The sequence below is a fragment of the Stenotrophomonas sp. 220_Sma genome (assembly GCF_056487375.1).
Genome location: NZ_CM151348.1, coordinates 4,946,672 through 4,968,693, shown reverse-complemented (window position 1 = coordinate 4,968,693; position 22,022 = coordinate 4,946,672). Strand labels below are relative to the sequence as shown.

At 63.0% G+C, this 22,022-nt stretch carries 15 protein-coding genes; 13 read left to right on the top strand and 2 right to left on the bottom strand.

Annotation, left to right across the window (positions count from 1 at the left end; all coding sequences use genetic code 11):
* Positions 1–255 precede the first annotated feature (255 nt).
* From rpmH to ACZLIB_RS22970, 11 genes are all read left to right on the top strand, one after another.
* Entirely contained in the window at positions 256–396 is a 141-nt protein-coding gene (gene rpmH, locus ACZLIB_RS23020; protein WP_005411729.1) for a 50S ribosomal protein L34, read from the top strand.
* 5 nt (positions 397–401) lie between these two features.
* Positions 402–896 (top strand): ribonuclease P protein component, encoded by a 495-nt coding sequence (gene rnpA / locus ACZLIB_RS23015; protein ID WP_021203275.1) that lies wholly within the window; start codon positions 402–404, stop codon positions 894–896.
* A complete protein-coding gene (yidC, locus tag ACZLIB_RS23010) occupies positions 896–2,611 on the top strand; it encodes a membrane protein insertase YidC (RefSeq protein WP_049399025.1) in 1,716 nt (571 codons plus the stop codon). Before rnpA ends, yidC begins: the two co-directional genes overlap by 1 nt.
* A gap of 150 nt (positions 2,612–2,761) precedes the next feature.
* Complete coding sequence (locus ACZLIB_RS23005; protein ID WP_478468844.1) at positions 2,762–5,434, top strand: polysaccharide deacetylase family protein; 2,673 nt, start codon at positions 2,762–2,764, stop codon at positions 5,432–5,434.
* A gap of 3 nt (positions 5,435–5,437) precedes the next feature.
* Positions 5,438–6,787, top strand: a complete 1,350-nt coding sequence (mnmE, locus tag ACZLIB_RS23000) for a tRNA uridine-5-carboxymethylaminomethyl(34) synthesis GTPase MnmE (protein ID WP_121504962.1) — start codon at positions 5,438–5,440, stop codon at positions 6,785–6,787.
* A gap of 74 nt (positions 6,788–6,861) precedes the next feature.
* The gene (locus ACZLIB_RS22995) at positions 6,862–9,639 is read left to right on the top strand and encodes a type I restriction-modification system subunit M (RefSeq protein WP_478468843.1); all 2,778 of its coding nucleotides are present in this window, start codon (positions 6,862–6,864) and stop codon (positions 9,637–9,639) included.
* Positions 9,630–10,823: a restriction endonuclease subunit S gene (locus ACZLIB_RS22990; RefSeq protein ID WP_478468841.1), complete on the top strand. Its 1,194-nt coding sequence runs from the start codon at positions 9,630–9,632 to the stop codon at positions 10,821–10,823. The genes ACZLIB_RS22995 and ACZLIB_RS22990 overlap by 10 nt, the downstream gene beginning before the upstream one ends.
* Positions 10,824–10,876: 53 nt before the next feature.
* Positions 10,877–11,932, top strand: coding sequence for a PDDEXK nuclease domain-containing protein (locus ACZLIB_RS22985; RefSeq protein ID WP_049462896.1), 1,056 nt, complete (start codon positions 10,877–10,879; stop codon positions 11,930–11,932).
* A gap of 4 nt (positions 11,933–11,936) precedes the next feature.
* Complete coding sequence (locus ACZLIB_RS22980; RefSeq protein WP_478468840.1) at positions 11,937–15,062, top strand: type I restriction endonuclease subunit R; 3,126 nt, start codon at positions 11,937–11,939, stop codon at positions 15,060–15,062.
* Positions 15,062–15,772 (top strand): M48 family metallopeptidase, encoded by a 711-nt coding sequence (locus tag ACZLIB_RS22975; protein ID WP_049462898.1) that lies wholly within the window; start codon positions 15,062–15,064, stop codon positions 15,770–15,772. Before ACZLIB_RS22980 ends, ACZLIB_RS22975 begins: the two co-directional genes overlap by 1 nt.
* A 179-nt stretch (positions 15,773–15,951) precedes the next feature.
* Entirely contained in the window at positions 15,952–17,067 is a 1,116-nt protein-coding gene (locus tag ACZLIB_RS22970; RefSeq protein WP_478468839.1) for a glycerophosphodiester phosphodiesterase, read from the top strand.
* A 112-nt stretch (positions 17,068–17,179) separates the two neighbouring features.
* Here the strand turns inward: ACZLIB_RS22970 and ACZLIB_RS22965 are convergent, their stop codons facing one another.
* Positions 17,180–17,950 (bottom strand): rhomboid family intramembrane serine protease, encoded by a 771-nt coding sequence (locus tag ACZLIB_RS22965; RefSeq protein WP_049400340.1) that lies wholly within the window; start codon positions 17,948–17,950, stop codon positions 17,180–17,182.
* A 93-nt stretch (positions 17,951–18,043) separates the two neighbouring features.
* Complete coding sequence (locus tag ACZLIB_RS22960; RefSeq protein ID WP_005411722.1) at positions 18,044–19,006, bottom strand: TerC family protein; 963 nt, start codon at positions 19,004–19,006, stop codon at positions 18,044–18,046.
* 365 nt (positions 19,007–19,371) lie between these two features.
* Between ACZLIB_RS22960 and ACZLIB_RS22955 the strand changes: the two genes are divergently transcribed.
* Together ACZLIB_RS22955 and ACZLIB_RS22950 are read left to right on the top strand one after the other, a co-directional pair.
* Positions 19,372–20,541 carry a class I SAM-dependent rRNA methyltransferase gene (locus ACZLIB_RS22955; RefSeq protein WP_478468838.1) on the top strand — a complete coding sequence of 390 codons (1,170 nt, stop codon included), beginning with the start codon at positions 19,372–19,374 and terminating at the stop codon, positions 20,539–20,541.
* A 210-nt stretch (positions 20,542–20,751) separates the two neighbouring features.
* The gene (locus tag ACZLIB_RS22950; protein ID WP_099490221.1) at positions 20,752–21,993 is read left to right on the top strand and encodes a dipeptidase; all 1,242 of its coding nucleotides are present in this window, start codon (positions 20,752–20,754) and stop codon (positions 21,991–21,993) included.
* The last annotated feature ends 29 nt before the right edge of the window (positions 21,994–22,022 follow it).

Sequence of the window (22,022 nt, the reverse complement as noted above, 5' to 3'; positions counted from 1 at the left end):
CAGCAATAATCGTCCGGTGGCCGGGGCATGGACGCGACAAGGCGCCCAAACACAGGCCGGAAAGGGGGGAAATGGATGGCTCAGACTACCACCGAGCGCCCGCCTTCGGAATGCTTGTCCCCTACTTATTCACAAAAACATCCACAGCTATTGCACAGCCCAGTGAATTCGCGTAGCTGCCAGGGGTTGACTTGGGGCGGGGTACCTCTCTAGAATTTCCGGTTCTTTCCGTCCCATTCATACGAGAGGCCCCCAATGGCCACGAAGCGCACCTACCAGCCCAGCAACCTCAAGCGTAAGCGCGACCACGGCTTCCGTGCCCGTATGAAGACCGCTGACGGCCGCAAGATCCTGTCGCGTCGCCGCGCCAAGGGCCGCAAAGTCCTGAGCGCCTGATTGCCATGCCGCACATCGCGGCAGACGCAATCCCTTCGACAGTGAATACTGCAGACCCGCGCAAGCGATTCCCTCGCTCTGCGCGGGTTCGCACGCGTGCCGAATACTCAACGGTCTTCAACGGCGCCCGCCGTGTGTCCGATCCGCTGATGACCCTGCACTGGCTGCCGGCTGACCGGCCGGCCAGGCTGGGTCTGGCGGTTTCCCGCAAGGTTGATCCGAACGCCGTCGGGCGTAACCGGATCAAGCGCGTCCTGCGCGACATCCTGCGTCAGACACGTACCGATATCCAGCCAGGCGACTTTGTCGTCGTGGCTCGTAGTGCTGCGCGTTCCGCCAGCAACGACGAGATCCGCCAGGCCTTCCTGCGCCTGCTGCGTCGCCTGCGTGCATTGCCCACGCCGGGCGTGGACGGCACAATGCCGCCGCCTGATGGCATCGCAACTCCTTCTTTGACCGAGCCGGCATCGCGTCCCGGCCCCGCCGAGCCTGTCCGCTGATGAACCAGACCCGCGTATTCCTCATTTTTGCCTGGCTGATGGTGGCCGTGCTGCTGTGGATGGAGTGGAGCCGTGAAAAGGCTGCTCCGACCCCGGCACCGACGACCACGTCGGCCCCGGCCGCCGCACAGAGCGTTCCGGGCGCAACCCCGGGCGCCATCCCCAGCGCCCAGGTGCCGGGTGCCCCCGGCCAGGCCGCTGTGCAGGCCCAGGCCAGCGCCACCCCGGCCAGCCAGCGCGTGACCGTCACCACCGACGTGCTGCGCCTGGTGCTCGACGGCGGTCGCGTGCTCGATGCCGAGCTGCTGCAGTTCCCGCAGACCAAGGACGAAGGCAGCCCGCCGGTCCGCCTGCTGACCGAAGACCCCGCGCACCCGTACAGCGCGATCAGTGGCTGGGCCAGCGAAGACAAGAACACCCCGGTCCCCGGCGCCGACGGCTTCAAGCTGGTCGGTGACACCAAGGACTTCGTGCTGGCCAAGGGCCAGAACGAGCTGCAGATCCCGTTCGTGTGGACCGCCGACAACGGCGTGACCATCAAGCGCACGCTGACCGTCTCGCGCAACGAGTATGCCGTGCGCTTCAAGGATGAAGTCAGCAACGCCGGCGCCGCGCCGTGGAACGGCTACGTCTACCGCACCCTGGACCGCACCCCGACCATCCTGTCGCGGAGCATGACCAACCCGGATTCCTTCAGCTTCAACGGTGCCACCTGGTACGACAACGACAAGAAGTACCAGCGTCGTGCGTTCAAGGACTACCTGGAAGACGGCACGCTGAACCAGAACATCACCGGCGGCTGGCTGGCGATGCTGCAGCACCACTTCTTCACCGCCTGGATCCCGCAGAAGGACCAGACCGCACACTACGTGCTGTCGCAGGTGGCCGGTCGTGACCTGATCGAAGCGCGTGGCCCGGCCTTCACCGTGGCCCCGGGCCAGTCCACCAGCACCGAAGCCCGCCTGTGGGTCGGCCCGAAGCTGGTCAACCTGATTGCCAAGGAAGACGTGCCGGGCCTGGACCGCGTGGTCGACTACAGCCGCTTCTCGATGATGGCGGTGATCGGCCAGGGCCTGTTCTGGGTGCTGAACCAGGTGCACAAGCTGGTCGGCAACTGGGGCTGGGCGATCGTCGGCCTGGTGGTGCTGCTGAAGCTGGTGCTGTACCCGCTGTCGGCGACCCAGTACAAGAGCGGCGCCAAGATGCGTCGTTTCCAGCCGCGCATCGCGCAGCTGAAGGAACGCTATGGCGATGACCGCCAGAAGTTCCAGACCGCGATGATGGAGCTGTACAAGAAGGAAAAGATCAATCCGATGGGGGGCTGCCTGCCGATCCTCATCCAGATGCCGATCTTCTTCGCCCTGTACTGGGTGCTGGTGGAATCGGTCGAACTGCGCCAGGCGCCCTGGTTCGGCTGGATCCAGGACCTGACCGCACGCGACCCGTACTTCATCCTGCCGGTCATCAACGTGGCAGTGATGTGGTTCACCCAGAAGCTGACCCCGGCACCGGGCATGGACCCGATGCAGCAGAAGATGATGCAGTTCATGCCGCTGGTGTTCGGCGTCATGATGGCCTTCATGCCGTCCGGCCTGGTCCTGTACTGGGTGGTCAACGGCGGCCTGGGCCTGCTGCAGCAGTGGTGGATGACCAAGCGCCATGGCGGCGAGCCGGTCCCGGCCACCACCGCCCCGGCCCCGGTCAAAAAGAAGTAATCCGACCGGCAGGTCGCCGGCTTTGTAGAGTCGACCTTGGTCGACTGCCATTGAGCCCCGACCGACCCGCAGAAGCCCGCCGCAAGGCGGGCTTTTCGCATGCGGCGTTAGAATCGCCGGCACACCGTTCCTCCATCCATCGAGTCCGCCATGCCGCGTGCGTCGTCGTTCCGCCTGTTCCTGCCCTCGCTGTTGTTGACCCTGGTCGTTGCCGGCTGTGGCGACAAAGACGCGAAGGCACCGGTAACCGGCGTGACCCAGCCCAGCGCGCAGGCAGCCGCCGCCGCCGATCCCGCCGCCGCGCCGTTGCTGGCTGCGCTGCAGAAGCAGCTCGACGGTTACCGTCGGATCATCGTGCTGCTGGCCGACGAAGAACAGCAGTCGGCCGCCGACCGCGGCACCTCCACGCGTGTGGGCCAGCAGCTGTTCCATGATGGCCTGGAACAACGTACGGCCATCGCCACGCAGTTCGACACCCTGCTGCGCGGTTCCAGTCCGCAGCGCTTCGCCACCCTCGGCACCGTGCTGGACTACATCGAGTCGGCGCCGGAACTGTTCGATGCCGACCGCTTGGCCTTCCGCGAAGTGCTGCGTGATCTGCATGAGCGCATTGGCACGGATTCGTCGCTGCAGGCGGTGAAGCTGCATCAGCGCATCGGCGAGGACCTGGAGGCGCTCGACGAGATTGAACGCAACTACAACCAGGAACTGACCCGCATCTTCAGCCGCTTCGAGCGCACCCGCGCCATCGAGCTGAAGCGCGAGAAGTGGGACGATTACATCGCGCACCTGCACAAGGACTACAGCCGCGAAGCGATCCTGCGCGACTACGGGGTGATCGAGCCGTACCCGATGTCCATGAAGGACAGCGACCGCGAGATCTTCGGCCGCGACCTGCCGGCCAAGACCGTGGTGCTGACCTTCGACGATGGCCCGCACAAGGCCTACACCGATGAAGTGGTGGCCATCCTCAAGCGCTACGACGTGCCGGGCGTGTTCTTCGAAGTGGGCCGAAACCTGGGCAAGGTCGAGGCCGATGGCAAGGTCAGCCTGGGCCCGATGGCGAAGATCAGCCGTAACCTGATGGAGGAGGGCTACGCTGTGGGCAACCACAGCCTGACCCATGCCCAGCTGTCGCGCACCACCGGTGATGCGCTGCGCCAGCAGGTGCTGGACACCGACACGCTGCTGAAGGACGTGGACAGCAAGCGCGCGCCGCTGTTCCGCTTCCCGTACGGCGCGCGCAACGCCGAAGGCCTGCAGCTGCTCAACGAGGCCGGGCTGAAGTCGATCATGTGGAACATCGACTCGATGGACTGGGCCGACCCGGTACCGGAGTCGATCGTGCAGCGCGTGCTCGACCAGGTGAACAAGGAACAGCGCGGCATCATCCTGTTCCACGACATCCACGATCGTGCGGTGAAGGCGCTGCCGCAGATCCTCGACCGGCTGATCGCCGATGGCTACCAGTTCGCCGGCTGGAATGGCCGCGACTTCACCGTCGCCCGTGCGCGAAAGGGCGACGCCGGTGCCGCCACCGTCACCACCGGCTACGAGAAGTCATGGGCGATCGTGGTCGGCATCGACACCTACGCCAAATGGCCGAAGCTGGAGTACGCCAGCCACGATGCGCAGGCGGTGGCCGATACCCTGACCGGGCAGTTCGGCTTCCCGTCCTCGCAGGTGATCGTGCTGAAGAACGAGCAGGCCACCCGCAACAACATCCTGGCCGCCTTCCACGACCGCCTGGCCGACGACCGCACCGGCAAGAACGATCGCGTCTTCGTGTTCTTCGCCGGCCATGGCGCGACCCGCCAGCTCGCCTCCGGGCGCGACCTTGGCTACATCATCCCGGTCGATTCGGATCCGAAGGAATTCGCCACCGACGCGATCGCGATGACCGACATCCAGAACATCGCCGAAAGCATGCAGGCCAAGCATGTGATGTTCGTGATGGATGCCTGCTACAGCGGCCTCGGCCTGACCCGTGGCGGCCCGTCGTCGTCGTCGTTCCTGCGCGAGAACGCCCGCCGCAGCGCGCGGCAGATGCTGACCGCCGGTGGTGCCGACCAGCAGGTGGCCGATGCCGGCCCGAACGGCCATTCGGTGTTCACCTGGGTGCTGCTGCAGGCGTTGGCCGGCAAGGGCGACCTCAACGGCGACGGCCTGATCACCGGTACCGAACTGGCCGCCTACGTGGCGCCGGCGGTCTCGGCGGTCTCGCACCAGACCCCGGCCTTCGGCAGTCTGCCCGGCTCGCAGGGCGGCGAGTTCGTGTTCCAGGTGCCGGACAGCCAGGAATTCCTCAACGCCGATACGCGCCAGCTGACCGCCGATGCGATCGCGCTGAACAACAAGGTCGATGCCGCCAGCGAGGCCAAGGGCAGCCAGGCACCGGTAACCGTGGCCGACCTGCAGGGTGGCAAGGCCAAGCTGGTGGTGCCCACCGCAGGCCCTGCGTCCGACCGCCAGCGCGCGCAGCAGGCCAATGACCGTGGCCTGCAGCTGTACCGCGAGAAGCAGTACGACGAAGCGGTAGCCCAGTTCACCGAGGCGCTGAAGCTGCGCCCGGACTTCGCCCAGGCCGCCAACAACCTCGGTTTCGTCTACTACCGCCAGCAGCGCTATGCCGAAGCGGCGCGCTGGCTGGAGAACACACTGAAGATCGACCCCTCGCGCGCCGTGGCCTATCTCAACCTGGGCGACGCCTACTTCAACGCGGGCGACAAGGCCAAGGCCAAACAGGCCTACACCACCTACCTGGCGCTGCAGCCGCAGGGCAGCGGCGCGGCCCAGGCGCGTGCGCAGCTGGAGAAACTCTGAGCCATGAACGACGCGATCCGCACCGACACCATCGTGGCCATCGCCAGTGCGCCCGGCGCCGGCGGTGTCGGCCTGCTGCGCCTGTCCGGCCCGCGCGCTGCAGCGATTGCCAATGCGCTGGGTGCACCTGCACTGCGTCCGCGCCACGCGCACTACGCGCGCCTGCGTGATGCCGACGGCGAGGTCATCGACGATGGCATCGTGCTGTGGTTCCCGGCACCGAACAGCTTCACCGGCGAAGAGGTGGTGGAGCTGCAGGGCCATGGCAGCCCGGTGCTGCTGCAGCAACTGGTCGCGCGCTGCATCGCGCTCGGTGCGCGCCAGGCGCGCCCGGGTGAGTTCAGCGAACGGGCGTTCCTCAACGGCAAGCTCGACCTGGCCCAGGCCGAGGCCATCGCCGACCTGATCGCCGCGGGCGACAATCGTGCCGCGCGCGCTGCACGCCGTTCGCTGGATGGTGTGTTCTCGCGCCGCATCGACGCCGTGGTCGAACAGCTGGTGCTGCTGCGCATCCATGTGGAAGCGGCCATCGACTTCGCCGACGAACCGCTGGATACCCTCGGTGGAGCACAGGTGCAGCGTGGGCTGGAACAGGCGCGCAGTGATCTGGCCCTGTTGCGCCGCGACGCCGAACGCGGCCGTCGCCTGCGCGACGGCCTGCATGCGGTGCTGATCGGTCCGCCGAACGCGGGCAAGAGCTCATTGCTCAACGCGCTGGCCGGCAGCGAGCGCGCCATCGTCACCGACATCGCCGGAACCACCCGCGACACCCTGCGCGAGACCATCCGCCTGGATGGCCTGGAACTGACCCTGGTCGACACCGCCGGCCTGCGCGACGGCGGCGACGCCATCGAACGCGAAGGCATGCGCCGCGCGCACGTGGAAATCGAGCGTACGGACCTGGCGCTGATCGTGCTGGATGCGCGCGATCCGGCTGCGGGCGAAGCGGCGCTGGGCGATGCCGTGGCGGCGGTGCCGCACAAGGTCTACATCCACAACAAGTCGGATCTGCTGACGGCGCTGCCGACGCTGGACGATCCGGATCGGGTGTTCGTTTCGGCGGCCACCGGCGCCGGACTCGAAGATCTGCATGCGCGCCTGCGTTCGATTGCCTCGGCCGGGGCAGGCGAGCAGGTGGACGGCGAGTTCTCCGCACGCACGCGCCATGTGGATGCGATCGAGCGCGCGCAGGAACATGCGCAGCGCGCCGATGGTGAGCTGGCGCATGAGCACCTGGAACTGGCCGCCGAGGAACTACGGCTGGCGCATGACGCGCTGGGCGAGATCACCGGGCAGATGAGTGCGGATGACCTGCTGGGAAGGATCTTCTCCAGCTTCTGCATCGGGAAGTAGATTGACGGGCTGGAAGGCGAAATACTGCGGACCAATGAAAAGGCACGCTGGCAGATGCCAAGCGTGCAACAACGATGGATATTGAAGTGACAAGTACCGAGAAGAAGGCCAACCGATTCATCAGCACGCTTGAAGCAATGGGTGGTTCCGCCGGGAACCTGCGCCTTCGAGAGGTACTGGGCTGGCAAGAATCGACGTATGACAGCGCCAAACGGCGGCTGATCGAGGAGGGGCGAATCGTACCCGGTCGAGGCCGCGGCGGTTCGGTCTCCCTCGTAAAAGCGGTCCATGCGGTCAACAATCAATCAGTGAGAATTGCGAAAGTGCGTGAAGCGAAGGTGCCACAGCTGAAAAAGCAGTCGACGTCAGTTCGGCCATCTGGGAAGCAGACAGCTGCTACGTCTGAACCCAAGGCACTTCCCGCACGTAGCGGGGTCGTCAAGAAATCCGACCTCTACAGCTCCATCTGGGCATCGTGCGACGAACTACGCGGCGGCATGGACGCCAGCCAGTACAAGGACTACGTGCTGTTCATGTTGTTCATCAAGTACATCAGCGACAAGTACGCTGGCAGCGACGACTTCGCCCCAGCCGTGCTCATCCCCCCCGGCGCGTCGTTCAAGGACATGGTGGCGCTCAAAGGTAGGGACGACATTGGTGACAAGATCAACATCCAGGTCATCCAGAAGCTGATCGATCACAATGCCAAGTTGGCGCGCAGTGACTTCCCCGACTTCAACGACCCTAACAAGCTCGGTGAAGGCGCGGCCATGGTCGAGCGGCTGGGCAACCTGATCGCAATCTTCGAAAAGCCCGAGCTGAACTTCGCCAACAACCGCGCCGACAACGACGACCTGCTCGGTGATGCCTACGAATACCTGATGCGCCACTTCGCCCAGGATTCCGGCAAGAGCAAGGGGCAGTTCTACACGCCCTCCGAAGTCAGCAGCGTCATCGCCCAGGTGATCGGAATCTCGCACGCCAACGCCAGAGGCCCCACCACCGCCTATGACCCGACCTGTGGTTCGGGTTCGCTTCTGCTGAAGGTGGCAGCCGAGGCCGGTCGACACATCACCCTGGAAGGGCAGGAGAAGGACGTAACCACTGCCGGCCTGGCGCGAATGAACATGATCCTGCACGACTTCCCCAGTGCCACCATCTTCAGTGGTGACACGCTGGTGAACCCCAAGTTCAAGGACGGCGAACAACTGCGAACCTACGACTACGTGGTGGCCAATCCGCCGTTCTCCGACAAGAAATGGTCCACCGGCCTCAACCCGGTCAACGACCCGTACCACCGTTTCACCTGGGGCGAGCCGCCCGCCAAGCAGGGCGATTACGCCTATCTGCTGCACATTATCCGCAGCATGAAAGCCACCACCGGCAGGGGCGCCGTCATCCTGCCGCACGGCGTGCTGTTCCGTGGCAATGTCGAAGCCCACATCCGCAGGCAACTGGTGCGCTCCGGCATGCTCAAAGGCATCATCGGCCTGCCCGCCAACCTGTTCTACGGCACGGGCATCCCCGCCTGCATCCTGGTGCTGGACAAGGAAAACGCCAGCGCCCGTAAGGGCATCTTCATGATCGACGCCAGCAAAGGTTTCATGAAGGACGGCCCCAAAAACCGCTTGCGTGAGCAGGACATTCACCGCATTGTCGACACCTTCCGCCGGGGCGTGGACGAACCGCGCTATGCGCGCATGGTGCCGCTGGATGAAATCGCCAGCGAGCGCAACGACTACAACCTCAACCTACCGCGCTACATCGAAAGCAGCGAGCCGGAAGACCTGCACGACATCGACGCCCACCTCAACGGCGGCATCCCCGAGCGCGACATCGACGCCTTCGCCGCCGACTGGCAGGAAATGCCTGCCCTGCGCCAGGCGCTGTTCGAGGCCGAACGCCCCGGTTATGCGCGGCTGCGCCAGCCGATAGCCGAAGTGCGTTCCGTTATCCTGGCCCATCCGCAATTCCGGCAATTCCGCAACAAGGTGGAAACCCTGTTTGGCAAATGGCAGCAGGCCGTCATGCCGCTGTTCACCGGCATCCAGCTTGGCGACAAACCCAAGGCGCTGATCGTGCAGGTCTCTGAAATCCTGCTCACCACCTTCCACGCTGCACCGCTGCTTGACCCTTACGACATTTACCAGCACCTGATGGACTACTGGGCCGAGGCGATGCAGGACGACGCCTACCTGATTGCTGCCGATGGCTGGGTGGCGCTACCCCGGCGCATCCTTGAGACCGACAAGAAGGGCAAAACCAGGGACAAGGGCTGGACCTGCGACCTGCTGCCCAAGCCCTACGTCGTCGCTCGTCACTTTTCTGACGAGCAAGCTGAACTGGAGGCGAAGCAGGCCGAACTGGAAGGCGTTACCAGCCAGATTGCCGAACTGGAAGAAGAACACGGTGGCGAAGACGGTGCCTTCGCAGGTTTCGACAAGATCAACGCCGCGCAGGTCAAAGACCGCCTCGCCGAAATTGGTGATGATTCCGACAGTGCTGATGAACGCGCCGCGCTCAAGCAGTGGCAGCAACTCAGTGCCCGCGAAGCCGCACTGAAGAAAACCGTCAAAACGCTGGAGGTGGAACTCGACCGTCAAGCCTATGACCACTACTTCACTCTGAGCGAAGCCGAGGTCAAAACGTTGGTGGTGGAAGAAAAATGGCTGGCCAGCCTGCAAGCCGATGTGCGGCAGGAGCTGGAACGCATTTCGCAAACCCTCGCCCAGCGCATCCGCGAACTGGCCGAACGCTACGACACCCCGCTGCCCAAGCTGGAAGATGATGTGGTAGATCTCAGTGCCAAGGTGGAAGCGCACCTGAAGAAGATGGGCGCGGTATGGAGCTGAAGCCGGGGTACAAGCAGACGGAAGTGGGGGTGATTCCGGAGGATTGGGGGGTCAAAGCGATTTCAGGAATCGCTCCTCTGCAACGTGGTTTTGATCTTCCAATTCGGAATATTTCAGAAGGATTATATCCAATCGTTTATTCCAATGGGATCGAGGGCACACACTCCGTTGCAATGGCCAAAGGCCCTGGGGTTGTCACGGGTCGTTCTGGAACTCTTGGAAAAGTTCATTTTGTCGAGTATGACTATTGGCCTCATAACACTTCTCTCTGGGTTACGCGCTTTAATGGCAACAACTCAAAGTTTATCTACTACCTCTATTGTTTTTTGCGCTTTGAACGGTTTGCTTCTGGCTCCGGGGTTCCGACCCTTAACCGAAATGATATACACAGTTATCGTGTTGCATTGCCACAAAGTCATGATGAACAACGCGCCATCGCCACTGCCCTCAGCGACATGGACGCGCTGCTGGACGGACTAGATCGCCTGATCGACAAAAAGCGCGCCATCAAACAGGCCACCATGCAGCAACTCCTCACCGGCCAAACCCGCCTGCCGGGGTTCAGTGGGGCATGGGAGGTACGCTCACTTTTAGAAATTGCCGAATACCAAAAAACTCTATTCGATGACGGTGATTGGGTTGAGGCAGAGCATATTACCGACGAAGGGATTCGGTTGGTTCAGACCGGCAATATTGGGGTCGGTCAGTTTTTAGAGAAAGGCGCTAAAAAATACATTTATGAATCGTCCTTTGAGAAACTAAAATGTAAAGAGCTAAAAGTAGGGGACATTCTTATCTGCCGCTTGGCGGAACCTGCTGGCCGGGCATGTATCCTGCCTGACATCGGCGAAGGTCGAATTATTACTTCAGTGGATGTCACTATCTTCCGACCCCTCCCAGGAACTGCTGATCGAAATTTTCTCATCCAAGTCTTCTCAACTGATGAGTGGTTCAGGATGGTTTTGGATCAAGTCGGAGGCACGACTCACAAAAGGATATCTCGCGGATCGTTAGGGAGTTTGAAGGTTCCTTTTCCGTGTATTAAAGAGCAACAGGCTATCGCGACCATCCTCACCGATATGGACGCCGAAATCACTGCCCTCGAAACCCGCCACGCCAAGATCCGCGCCCTCAAGCAGGCCATGATGCAGGAACTGCTGACCGGCAGGACGCGGCTGGTCTGAATAGGTCGCGCGCCCCTGTGCTGCCCACGGATAACGCAGAAGATGGAACGCCAATGACCGATGAACTCAGCTCTCTGATCCCCGTTCCCCAGGGCTACTCCGACTGGCTGTCCGAGCTCAAGGGGCGCATTCACACCGCGCAGCAGCGTGCAGTGCTGGCGGTTAATCGGGAGTTGGTGGAGCTGTACTGGCAGATTGGCCGCGACATCCTGGCGCGGCAGGCCGAGCAGGGCTGGGGTGCGAAGGTGATCGAGCGGTTGGCGCACGACCTGCGTGCTGCCTTCCCGGACATGAAGGGCTTTTCGCCTCGTAACCTCAAGTACATGAGGGCGTTTGCCGAGGCCTGGCCGGATGCCGAAATTGTGCAACAGGCTGCTGCACAATTGCCGTGGGGCCACAACCTGGTATTGCTGGACCGCCTGAAAGCGCCAATGGAGCGCCTGGCCTATGCCCATGCGGCCATCGAATATGGCTGGTCGCGCAATATGTTGAACATCCATATCGAAACCCGCCTGCTGGAGCGCACGGGCAAGGCCATTACCAACTTCGATCAGCGCCTGCCTGCACCGCAGTCCGATCTAGCCATCGAGTCGCTGAAAGATCCGTACCGCTTCGATTTTCTCGGCCTGGGCGAGGAAGCACAGGAACGCGAAATCGAGAAGGCGCTGGTACAACACGTCACCGATTTCTTGCTGGAACTGGGCGCGGGCTTTGCCTTCGTCGGGCGGCAAGTGCTGCTGGACGTGGGTGGCGAGGAGTTCTTCATCGACCTATTGTTCTACCACCTCAAGCTGCGCTGCTACGTGGTGATCGAATTGAAGGCCGGCAGGTTCAAGCCCGAGCATTTGGGGCAACTGGGCTTTTACCTGACGGCGGTGGATCGGCAAGTGAAGCACGCGCAGGACAATCCGAGCATCGGACTGCTGCTGTGCAAGAGCAAGAACAAGGTAGTGGCCGAGTACGCTTTGGGCGACAAGTCGCAGCCAATGGGCATTGCCGAATACAAGCTGGTGGAATCCCTGCCGAAGGAGCTACAAACCAGCCTGCCGAGCATCGAACAGATCGAGCGGGAACTGGCGACCCCTCCGAATGGAAGCACGAAGGAATGATGCGATGACCCAACTCATGCCGCGTTCCGAGCGCAACAGCCAAGACCGCGTGGCGCAGCTGTTTGCCACTCCACTGGCCAATGGAGGCCTGGGCTACGAACACCTGGGCAATTGGAGCAAGCGCGACAATAACCGCGCCGTCGAAACCGAGTTGCTGCGCGCCAACTTGGCCGCCCGCGGGTACTCCCCCGCACACATTAGCGCCGCCTTGCAGAAGCTGGAAGTCGCGGTGGATGTTACCGGCATCACGCCCTATCAGGCCAACCTGCGTACCTACCAGTTGTTGCGCTACGGCGTGCCGGTGCAGATCTCGGCGGGCCGATCGCATGAGACAGTACAGTTGATCGACTGGGGAGAGCCCGAGCGCAATCACTTCGCGTTGGCTGAGGAAGTGACGCTACGTGGCGGGAGCACCCGCCGGCCGGACATCATTTTGTACATCAATGGCCTGGCGGTGGCGGTGATCGAGCTCAAACGTAGCTCGGTTGATGTGGGTGATGGTATTCGCCAGCTGCGCAGCAATCAGGAGGAAACCTTCAATCAGGGCTTCTTCAGCACTGTGCAGTTGCTGCTGGCAGGCAGTGATGCGCAAGGCCTGCGCTATGGCACCACTGGCACTCCGGAACAGTTTTTCGTGCAGTGGAAGGATGAGCAACCGTCAACCAAGGTAACAGCTGGCGCGTTGCTGGATCGTCCGTTGGCTCAGATGTGCGGGAAGGCGCGGTTGCTGGATTTGATCCGCAACTTCGTGATCTTCGACGCGGGCTTCAAGAAGGTGCCTCGGCAGCACCAGTACCAAGGCATCAAGGCTGCGCAGGATCGTATCGTCAAACACGAGGGTGGCGTGATTTGGCACACTCAGGGCAGCGGCAAGAGCATCCTGATGGTGTTGTTGGCCAAGTGGTTGCTGGAGCGTGACCCACAGGCGCGGGTGCTAGTAGTGACCGACCGCGACGAACTGGACAAGCAGATCGAAGGCGTGATGCGCAACGCCGGGGTGATCGGCGAGGGATCTGCTTCCCCTCGCATCACATCACGCGCAGACTTCGTGCAAAAACTCGGTGCCACCCTACCGCGCTTGTTGTGCGCGCTGATTCACAAATTCGATGCGGCCGATCTGAAGGGCGCACCACCGCCTATCCATGGACGCTTCTACGTGTTGGTGGACGAATGCCACCGTACCCAGGGCGGCAACATGAACAAGCAGATGAAGCGCTGGCTGGCCGAAGCCATCTTCATCGGCTTCACCGGCACACCGTTGTTGCGCAAGGACCGGCAGACCACACGTGAAGTATTCGGCACGTATATCCACACTTATAAGTTCCACGAAGCCGTGGCCGACAAGGTGGTTCTGGACCTGAAGTACGAGGCGCGGGATGTGCCGCAGCGACTGACTTCACGCACGGCCATCGATGCCTGGTTCGAGAAGAAAACGCGCGGACTGAACAACTTTCAGAAATCAGTCCTGCGCAGGCGCTGGGCCACCATGGAAGAACTGATGAGCGCCAAGGAGCGCAAGGATCGCATCGTCGCCAACATCATCGAGGATTTCAGCCTCAAGCCCCGTCTGGACAATGATCGTGGCACGGCGATTCTGGTGGCGGCTTCGATCTACGATGCTTGCCATTACTTCCGGTTGTTCCAGAATACGCATTTCGGCCCCCATGTGGGCATCATCACCTCGTACGAACCCAACCCGGTTGCCATCTCGAAAGAATCGGCCGGCAGCGACGAACGCTTCAAATACGACACCTACAAGCAGCATGTGCTGCGTGCCGGCCAAGCCACCAAGCAGTACGAAGAAGAAACCAAGCGACGCTTCATCGAAGAGCCTGCCAGCATGAAGCTGCTGATTGTGGTCAGCAAGCTGCTCACCGGTTTCGATGCACCCAGCTGTTCCTACATCTACCTGGACAACGAACTGCACGACCATAATCTGTTCCAGGCCATCTGCCGTACCAACCGGCTTGACGGTGACGACAAGGACTATGGTCATATTGTCGATTACAAGGAGCTTTTCGGTGACGTGCAGCAGGCCATTGCGGTGTACAGCTCCCACGAGTTGGACATCGATGCGGGCAATGGCGGCGACAACAACGTCCATCTGAAAAATTGGCTGGACGAAGGCCGCAAGCAACTGGACGAGGCCCGTGAAGCGCTGCATTACCTGTGCGAGCCGGTGCCGCAGCCGCGTGAGCTGGAGCAGTTCATCCACTATTTCTGCGGCCACGCCGGTGATCCGGAGGCGCTGCTGGAAAGCGAGGCGCTGCGTATTGCCTTCTACAAGGCGGTGGCGACCTATCTGCGTGCCTTCGCGGACATCGCCCTGAACCTGACTGAGGCGGGTTACTCAGAAAGCAAAGCCAACACCCTGCGGCAGGAAACCGAGTTCTATGCCGAGGTGCGTTCGGCCATCAAGCATTACAGCGGCGAGGAACTGGACATCAAGCCCTACGAGGCCGACATGCGCCACCTCATCAATACTTACATCCAGGCCGAACCGGCGCAGGCATTGGGGGACTTGGCCGAACTGTCGCTGACCGAGTTGATCATCGAGACCGGCATCCACGATGCAATCGCCAAGAAGCTCAACGAGAAGGGGAAGCTGTCGAAGAACGCCATTGCGGAAACCATCATCAACAACGTCCGCAAGACCATCATCCGCGACCGCCTGACCGATCCGCGCTTCTATGAGCAGATGTCCAAGTTGCTCGACGACCTGATCCAGCAAAGCCGTGAAGGCACTGAAGCTTACGAAGCATTCCTCAGCAAGGCAGAAGACATTCTGAAGAGGCATCGGGCGAAACAACATGACCTTGATGAGCCCGCCATGTTGCACGGCAATGCCGGTGCTTTGGTCATCTATCGCAATCTGCCCGGCATCATATCGGGCGATGCACTTTCCCATACGGATGCTGCAGCCAAAGAGCTACAGACCGATTACGGAGACCCGTGGGCCTTCTTGGCACTGAGGGTTGACCGCCTGATGCGGGACGAAGCCCCGGCGGGATGGCGGGGGGATGAAGCCAAGGAGCGCATCGTACTGAACATCCTGTATCCGCTGACCGGCCGCGACCGAAAGGCCACATTCAAGCTATTCGATCTACTGAAAACTCAGCCGGGTTACTGATGAAACAGACGCTTATCCGCTTGGGCAAGCTGGACATTTCCGTCATCTTCAAGGCGGTGAAGAACGTCCATCTTTCCGTGCATCCGCCCCAAGGTCGGGTGACGCTCGTGGCGCCGACTGGCACACGGCTGGAAGTGGCGCGTGCCTATGCCGTGTCCAAATTGCGCTGGATTCGTCAGCAACAGGCGCAGTTGCAGGCACAGGCACGTGAAACAACCCGCCAGTTTGTCACGAGGGAAAGTCATTACATCTGGGGGCGTCGCTATCTGCTCACGGTGGTGGAGCATGACGCCTTACCTGTGGTGAAGATGGATCACCGGCGCATCACTCTACAGGTTCGTCCTGGAGCCAACGCAGCCAGACGCGAGGCCATTTATCGACATTGGCAGCGATCCCTATTGCATGAAGCGATTCCGCCTTTGATCGCACATTGGGAACAACGTATCGGGGTGAAGTTGAAGGGATATTTCCTACAACGCATGAAGACCAAATGGGGCAGCTGTAACCACCTGCACGCTCATATTCGGCTCAACACGGAACTGGTAAAGAAGCCTCGAGACCTGCTCGAATACGTAATCGTGCATGAGATGATCCATCTGATCGAGCCTACACACAGCGAACACTTCATCGCCTTACTACAGCAGCACTATCCCGCCTGGCGGGATGCTCGTGCGGAACTTAACGCACTTCCTCTGGGGCAGGCTGCCTGAGAGTGCCATCGGCTTGGAAGAATTCCCCGAGCGCCCCAGCATCTGCAAATAGTGCAGCGGCCTATGCGGCATCAACTGGATCGAAGCCTTTCGGGGATCCGACCCCGCGCCCGCTTCCCCCACCTGTCACATTGCCGCCGCATACTGACGCCCATCACATACCGCTTGGGGAAGTCGCAGTGAAGTCGTGGGGTTGTGCGTTGCTGTTGTCGCTGGCCGTGGCACCATCGGTGGCCATGAGTGCTGAATCCTCCACCCCGGCCGCGCACAAGGTGTCGGTCTATGGCCACCGCGGGGCAAGCGCACTGCTGCCCGAGCACACCCTGGCGGCCTATGCGCAGGCCATCGCCGATGGCGCCGACTACATCGAACCGGACCTGGTGATGACCAAGGACGGGGTGATGGTGGCCCGCCACGAGAACGAGATCAGTGGCACCACCGATGTCGCCTCGCATCCGGAATTCGCCAGCCGCCGCACCAGCAAGGTCATCGACGGGCAGAAGGTCGATGGCTGGTTCACCGAAGACTTCACCCTGGCCGAGCTGAAGACGCTGTACGCGCGTGAGCGCCTGCCGGAACTGCGCAGCACCGCCTACGATGGCCAGTTCCGCATCGCCAGCCTCGACGAGATCCTTGCGTTCCTGGTGCAGCAGGCCGGCCGCGCCAACCGCGGCATCGGCCTGGTGCCGGAGATCAAGCATCCGACCTACTTCCAGTCGATCGGCCTGCCGATGGAAGACAAGCTGCTGGCCGCGCTGCGCGGCAACGCCTATACCAACGTGGGCCCGGTCACCATCCAGTCGTTCGAGACCGCCAACCTGCGCTACCTGCGCGGCAAGATCGGGCGGGGCAGCAACATCCGCCTGCTGCAGCTGCTTTGGAAAGGCGATACCCAGCCGGCCGACATCGCCAAGGCCGGTGGCAAGCTGACCTACGCGCAGATGATGACGCCGGCCGGACTGAAGGACATTGCCAGCTACGCCGACAGCATCGGCCCGGAGCTGCGCTCGATCATTCCGCTGGACGCCAAGGGTGCACTGGGGACACCGACCACGCTGGTACAGGACGCACATGCAGTGGGCCTGATGGTGATTCCGTATACCTTCCGCCCGGAGAACCATTTCCAGGCCAGCAACCTGCGCAAGGGCGCCGACAACGCGCGCAATGCCGAGGGGTCAATTGCCGAGATGCGCGCCTACCTGGCCACCGGCATCGATGCCTTCTTCACCGACGACCCGGCACTGGGCCGGCAGGCGGTGGATGGGATGGGCGCGGCGGGGAATACGGCGAACTGACGGGCTCTGGTAGATGCCAACCTTGGTTGGCACACGGCAGGAGTGCCGACCAAGGTCGGCCACTACCGCTTCATGAGGTTGCCGGCCAGCGGCCGGCACTACCGGGGCATTTTCAGCCGCGCGGCTCGTCCGGCCGGCGGAACGGGATCACCACGTAGTCCTGGCCCTCGCGCGGCTGCCACAGCACCGGCACGCGCTGCGGTGACGGCGGCTCCAGCTCGTCGTCGGCCAGCGGTTCGACGTCTTCTTCTTCGTCTTCCCAGCTGTAGCGCGGGCGCGGCGGCAGCGGGTCGGCGTTGCGGAACAGCAGCGCAGCGATGATGCCGGCGAAGGCGCCGCCCATGTGCGACTGCCAGGACACACCATCGGCGTGCGGCAGGATGGTCATCAGCATGCCGCCGTAGAACAGCATGCCGATCAGGCCGGTGGCGATGGCCGCGCGATCGCGGCGCAGCAGGCCCAGGCTGGCCAGCAGGAACATCAGGCCGTGGGTCACGCCGCTGGCGCCCAGGTGCACGCTGCCCGGATTGCCCAGCATCCACGCGCCGATGCCCGAGCCCAGCCACAGCAGGGGCAGGGCGCGCACGGTGGCTTTCGGGTAGACGCTGCCGGCCAGCGTGCCGAGGATCAGGATCGCGATGCTGTTGGCGGCGATGTGCTCGACCGAGGCATGCAGCATCGGGCCGCCGATCAGGCCAAGCAGACCCTTGGCTTCCAGCGGCGCGACTGCCCACGGTCGCCAGTCGAACGTGCCCTGCAGGGCGAACACGGCCACCAGCACCAGCACGGCGGCCAGGCTGACATTGAACGCCCGCAGGATGCGCGAGCGGTCATTGCGGGGGGCCGGCACGTCGCCAGCGGGCAGGGGCGCGTTGTTGTTCATACCTCAGCAATGGCGGTGGTTGGCGCGAAACCAAGGCCACCGCAACGGGAGAGTGGGTGCGGCCGGCGGGACAATCCCGCCGGCCGGCCATGATCAGGCGTGGCCGGAGCCTTCCTTCGGCGGGTACTTCAGGCTCAGTACCACGGTGGCGGCGATGATCACCGCGACCACGCCCAGCGACACCGGGGTCGGGATCTTGAACAGGTCGATGATCATCATCTTGATGCCGATGAAGCCCAGCACCAGCGCCAGGCCATACGGCAGCAGGTGGAAGCGGTCGGCCATGCCGGCCAGCAGGAAGAACATCGCGCGCAGGCCCAGCACCGCGAACACGTTGGAGGTGAGCACGATGAACGGGTCGGTGGTGATCGCGAAAATCGCCGGGATGCTGTCCACGGCGAAGATCACGTCGGTGACCGCGATCAGGATCAGCACCGCGAACAGCGGGGTGAACCAGCGCACGCCGTCGCGCTTCACGCTCAGTGCGTTGCCGGCATAGTCCGGCAGCAGGCGCAGGTGCTTGCGCATCCAGCGCAGGGCGGGATTGGTCTCCAGGTCCGGCTCCTGGCCGGCGGCGAACCACATCTTCCAGCCGGTGAACAGCAGGAAGGCGCCGAACACGTAGAGCAGCCAATGGAACTGGCTGATCAGCACGCTGCCGGCGAAGATCATGATCGTACGCAGCACGATCGCACCCAGGATGCCGATGATCAGCACCTTCTGGCGCTGCTCCTCCGGCACCGCGAAGTAGCTCATGATCATCAGGAACACAAAGATGTTGTCGACCGCCAGCGCCTTCTCGACCAGGTAGCCGGTCAGGAATTCGAGGCCGACCTTGTTGGCCACCACCTGGCCGGCGGTCTCATTCAGGTAGTACCAGAGGCCCGCATTGAACAGCAGGGCCAGCGCGACCCAGCCGATGGACCACCACAGGGCCTCCTTGAAGGTGACCTTGTGCGGTCCACCATGGCGCATCAACACGAGGTCGACCAGCAGGGCGATGACCACCACCGCTGCAAAGCCGCCCCACAACCACACGTTACCGATCGTCTGCATTGGGAATGTCCGTTGGAAAGATGAATGCCAGGCCGGACGGCGAGGATCTGCAACGGAGGATCGGGAGGGGGATCCAGGGACAGAGCTTCGCCAGTACGGCGAAGGTCTCGCTCGCAGTTCCAGTCGGCTGGAACTGCCGTTGCACCGGAGCCTGCGGGCTCGAAATGACGGCGACAACGTCTGGGAGCTACTCCCCTTCTGGGGCCGATTCTGCGGCCTGGCCGGGCTGCCGTCAAATGCCCGGTGGCCGGGGTCCCCGCTCTGGTAGGTGCCAACCTTGGTTGGCACGCCTTGCCCGGGCCGTTCAGCAACGCCCGTCGCGCCAGCTCGACTCTACGAAAGCGCCCCCCGGCTACAATAGGTGGATGAATACCCCCCTTCCGATTGTCCGCCTCAAGAATGCGTGGCGTTCCAGCCACCCGTGGATCTTCCAGAAACTGGTCGAGAAACCGACCGTCCGGCCCAAGCCCGGTTCCATCGTCGACGTGATCGGCATCGATGGCGAGTTCATTGGCCGCGGGTTCTACAACGGGCACTCGCGCATCGCCGTGCGCATCCTCGAAACCGACCAGAACGTGCCGGTCGATGCCGGCTGGTTCTCGCGCAAGATCGCCCAGGCGGTGTCGCTGCGCCGTGAGGTGCTGAAGCTCGACGCGGTCTCCGACGCCTGGCGCGTGGTGCACAGCGAAGGCGACGGCCTGTCCGGCCTGGTGGTGGATCGCTACGGCGACCTGGTGGTGGTCGAGTTCTTCGCCGCCGGCATGTTCCGCCACCGCGAATGGATCTACGACGCCCTGCGCGAGCAGTTCCCGGGCTGCCGTTTCCACAGCTTCGCCGACGAACACGTGCAGAAGCAGGAGAGCTTCGACTTCCACGGCAACACCACCACCGAAGCGTCGGTGATCACCGAGTACGGCATCAAGTTCCGCGCCGACCCGGCCGGCGCGCACAAGACCGGTTTCTTCGCCGACCAGCGCGAGAACCGCGAGTGGCTGAGCCAGCAGGTGGAAGGCAAGAGCGTGCTGGACCTGTGCTGCAACACCGGCGGTTTCGCCGTGTATGCCGCTGCGCGCGGCGCTTCGGAAGTGGTCGGCATCGACATCGATGAGGACGTCATCCAGATCGCCAAGGGCAATTCGCGCCTGAACAACGTGCGCCCGAAGTTCATCCAGTCCGACATCTTCCCGTGGCTGCGCGACGCCGCCAACCGCGGCGAGCAGTACGACGTGGTGATCCTGGATCCGGCGAAGATGACCCGCGACCGCGACCAGGTCATCACTGCGCTGAAGAAGTACCTGGACATGAACAAGCTGGCGCTGGGCGTGGTCAAGCCGGGCGGCCTGTTCGCCACGTTCTCCTGCACCGGCCTGGTGGCCGAGGACCAGTTCCTCGACATGCTGCGCCGCGCGGCCTATTTCTCCGGCCGCACGATCCAGATCCTGAAGGTCGCTGGTGCGGGTCCGGACCATCCGTTCATGGCCCACGTGCAGGAATCGCGTTACCTGAAGGCCGTGTTCTGCCGCGTGGTCGACTGACCGCGGGACGATGTAGAGGCGAGCCGCGCCACCTGATCCTGGGGGCGCCATTGTTTCGAACGCATCGCAATGCGCGGGAAGCTGGCCGCTGGGCCGTGAATACGATTCATGCTCGACTCGCGGTGCCTGGCAGCCGAGCGTGAGCCCGGCTCTACAAATCTGCCGGCTGCAGCGCTATGGTCGGGCTCTTCCCATTGCCGGTGAGAGCCCATGCCATCGTTGCGCCACCTGTCCGTCGTGCTTGCCCTGGCGCTGTGTGCGCCGCTGTCGGCTCATGCCATCGAGTTCAGCGCACAGGAACTGGCCCGCGCCAAGGCGCTGCAGCAGCGCCTGGTCACGCTCGACAGCCACCTGGATACGCCGGCCAATTTCGGCCGGACCGGCTTCGACATCGAGCAGCGCCACGACCGCAACGCACTCTCGCAAGTGGACTACCCGCGCATGGTCGAGGGCGCGCTGGACGGTGGCTTCTGGGCGATCTACACCGATCAGGGCGACCGCAGCCCAGCCGCGCACCTCGCCGAGCGTGACCATGGCCTGCAGCGGCTGCTGGAGATCCGCGAAATGCTGGCCGCCAATCCCGAGCGTTTCGCGCTGGCATTGAGCGCCGATGACGCGGCACGCATCAAGGCCGCCGGCAAGCGCGTGGTCTACATCAGCATGGAAAACGCTAGCCCGCTGGTGGAAGACCCCAGCCTGCTCTCGTTCTACCACCGTGCCGGCCTGCGCCTGCTCAGTACCGTGCACTTCGCCAACAACGAGTTCGCCGATTCAGCCACCGACCCCAAGGGAGCGGAATGGAAAGGCCTGAGCCCGGCCGGCAAGGGCCTGGTGCAGCAGGCGGTGAAGCTGGGCATCGTGATCGACCAGTCGCATGCGTCCGACGCGGTGTTCGATGACCTGCTGGCAATGATGCCGGTGCCCTTCGTGCTGTCGCACAGCTCAGCCAAGGCGGTCTACGACCACCCGCGCAATCTTGATGACGCGCGCCTGCGCAAGCTGGCCAAGGCCGGCGGCGTGATCCAGGTGAACGCCTATGGCGGCTACCTGATCGACACCGCAAAGACACCCGAGCGCAAGCAGGCCGAGGAAGCGCTGAGCAAGCAGCTGGGTGGCTGGGAAGGCATGGGCATCGAGCAGGGCGTCGCCCTGCTGAAGGCCGAGCAGGCGCTGGACCACGAGCACCCGGTGCGCCATGCCAGCCTCGACGACTTCTTCGCCCACTTCGAGCACATCCTCAAGGTGGTCGGCCCCGAGCACGTGGGCATCGGCCTGGACTGGGATGGCGGCGGTGGCCTGAGCGACCTGCCCGATGTCAGCCAGCTGCCGAAGATCACCGCGTGGCTGCTGCGCAAGGGTTACACCGAGCAGCAGATTGCCGGCATCTGGGGCGGCAACCTGCTGCGGGTGATGCGCCAGGCGCAGGACTACGCGGCAAAGCAGGGCGGTTGAAACGCCCTGCGGTCGTGCCGGCCGCTGGC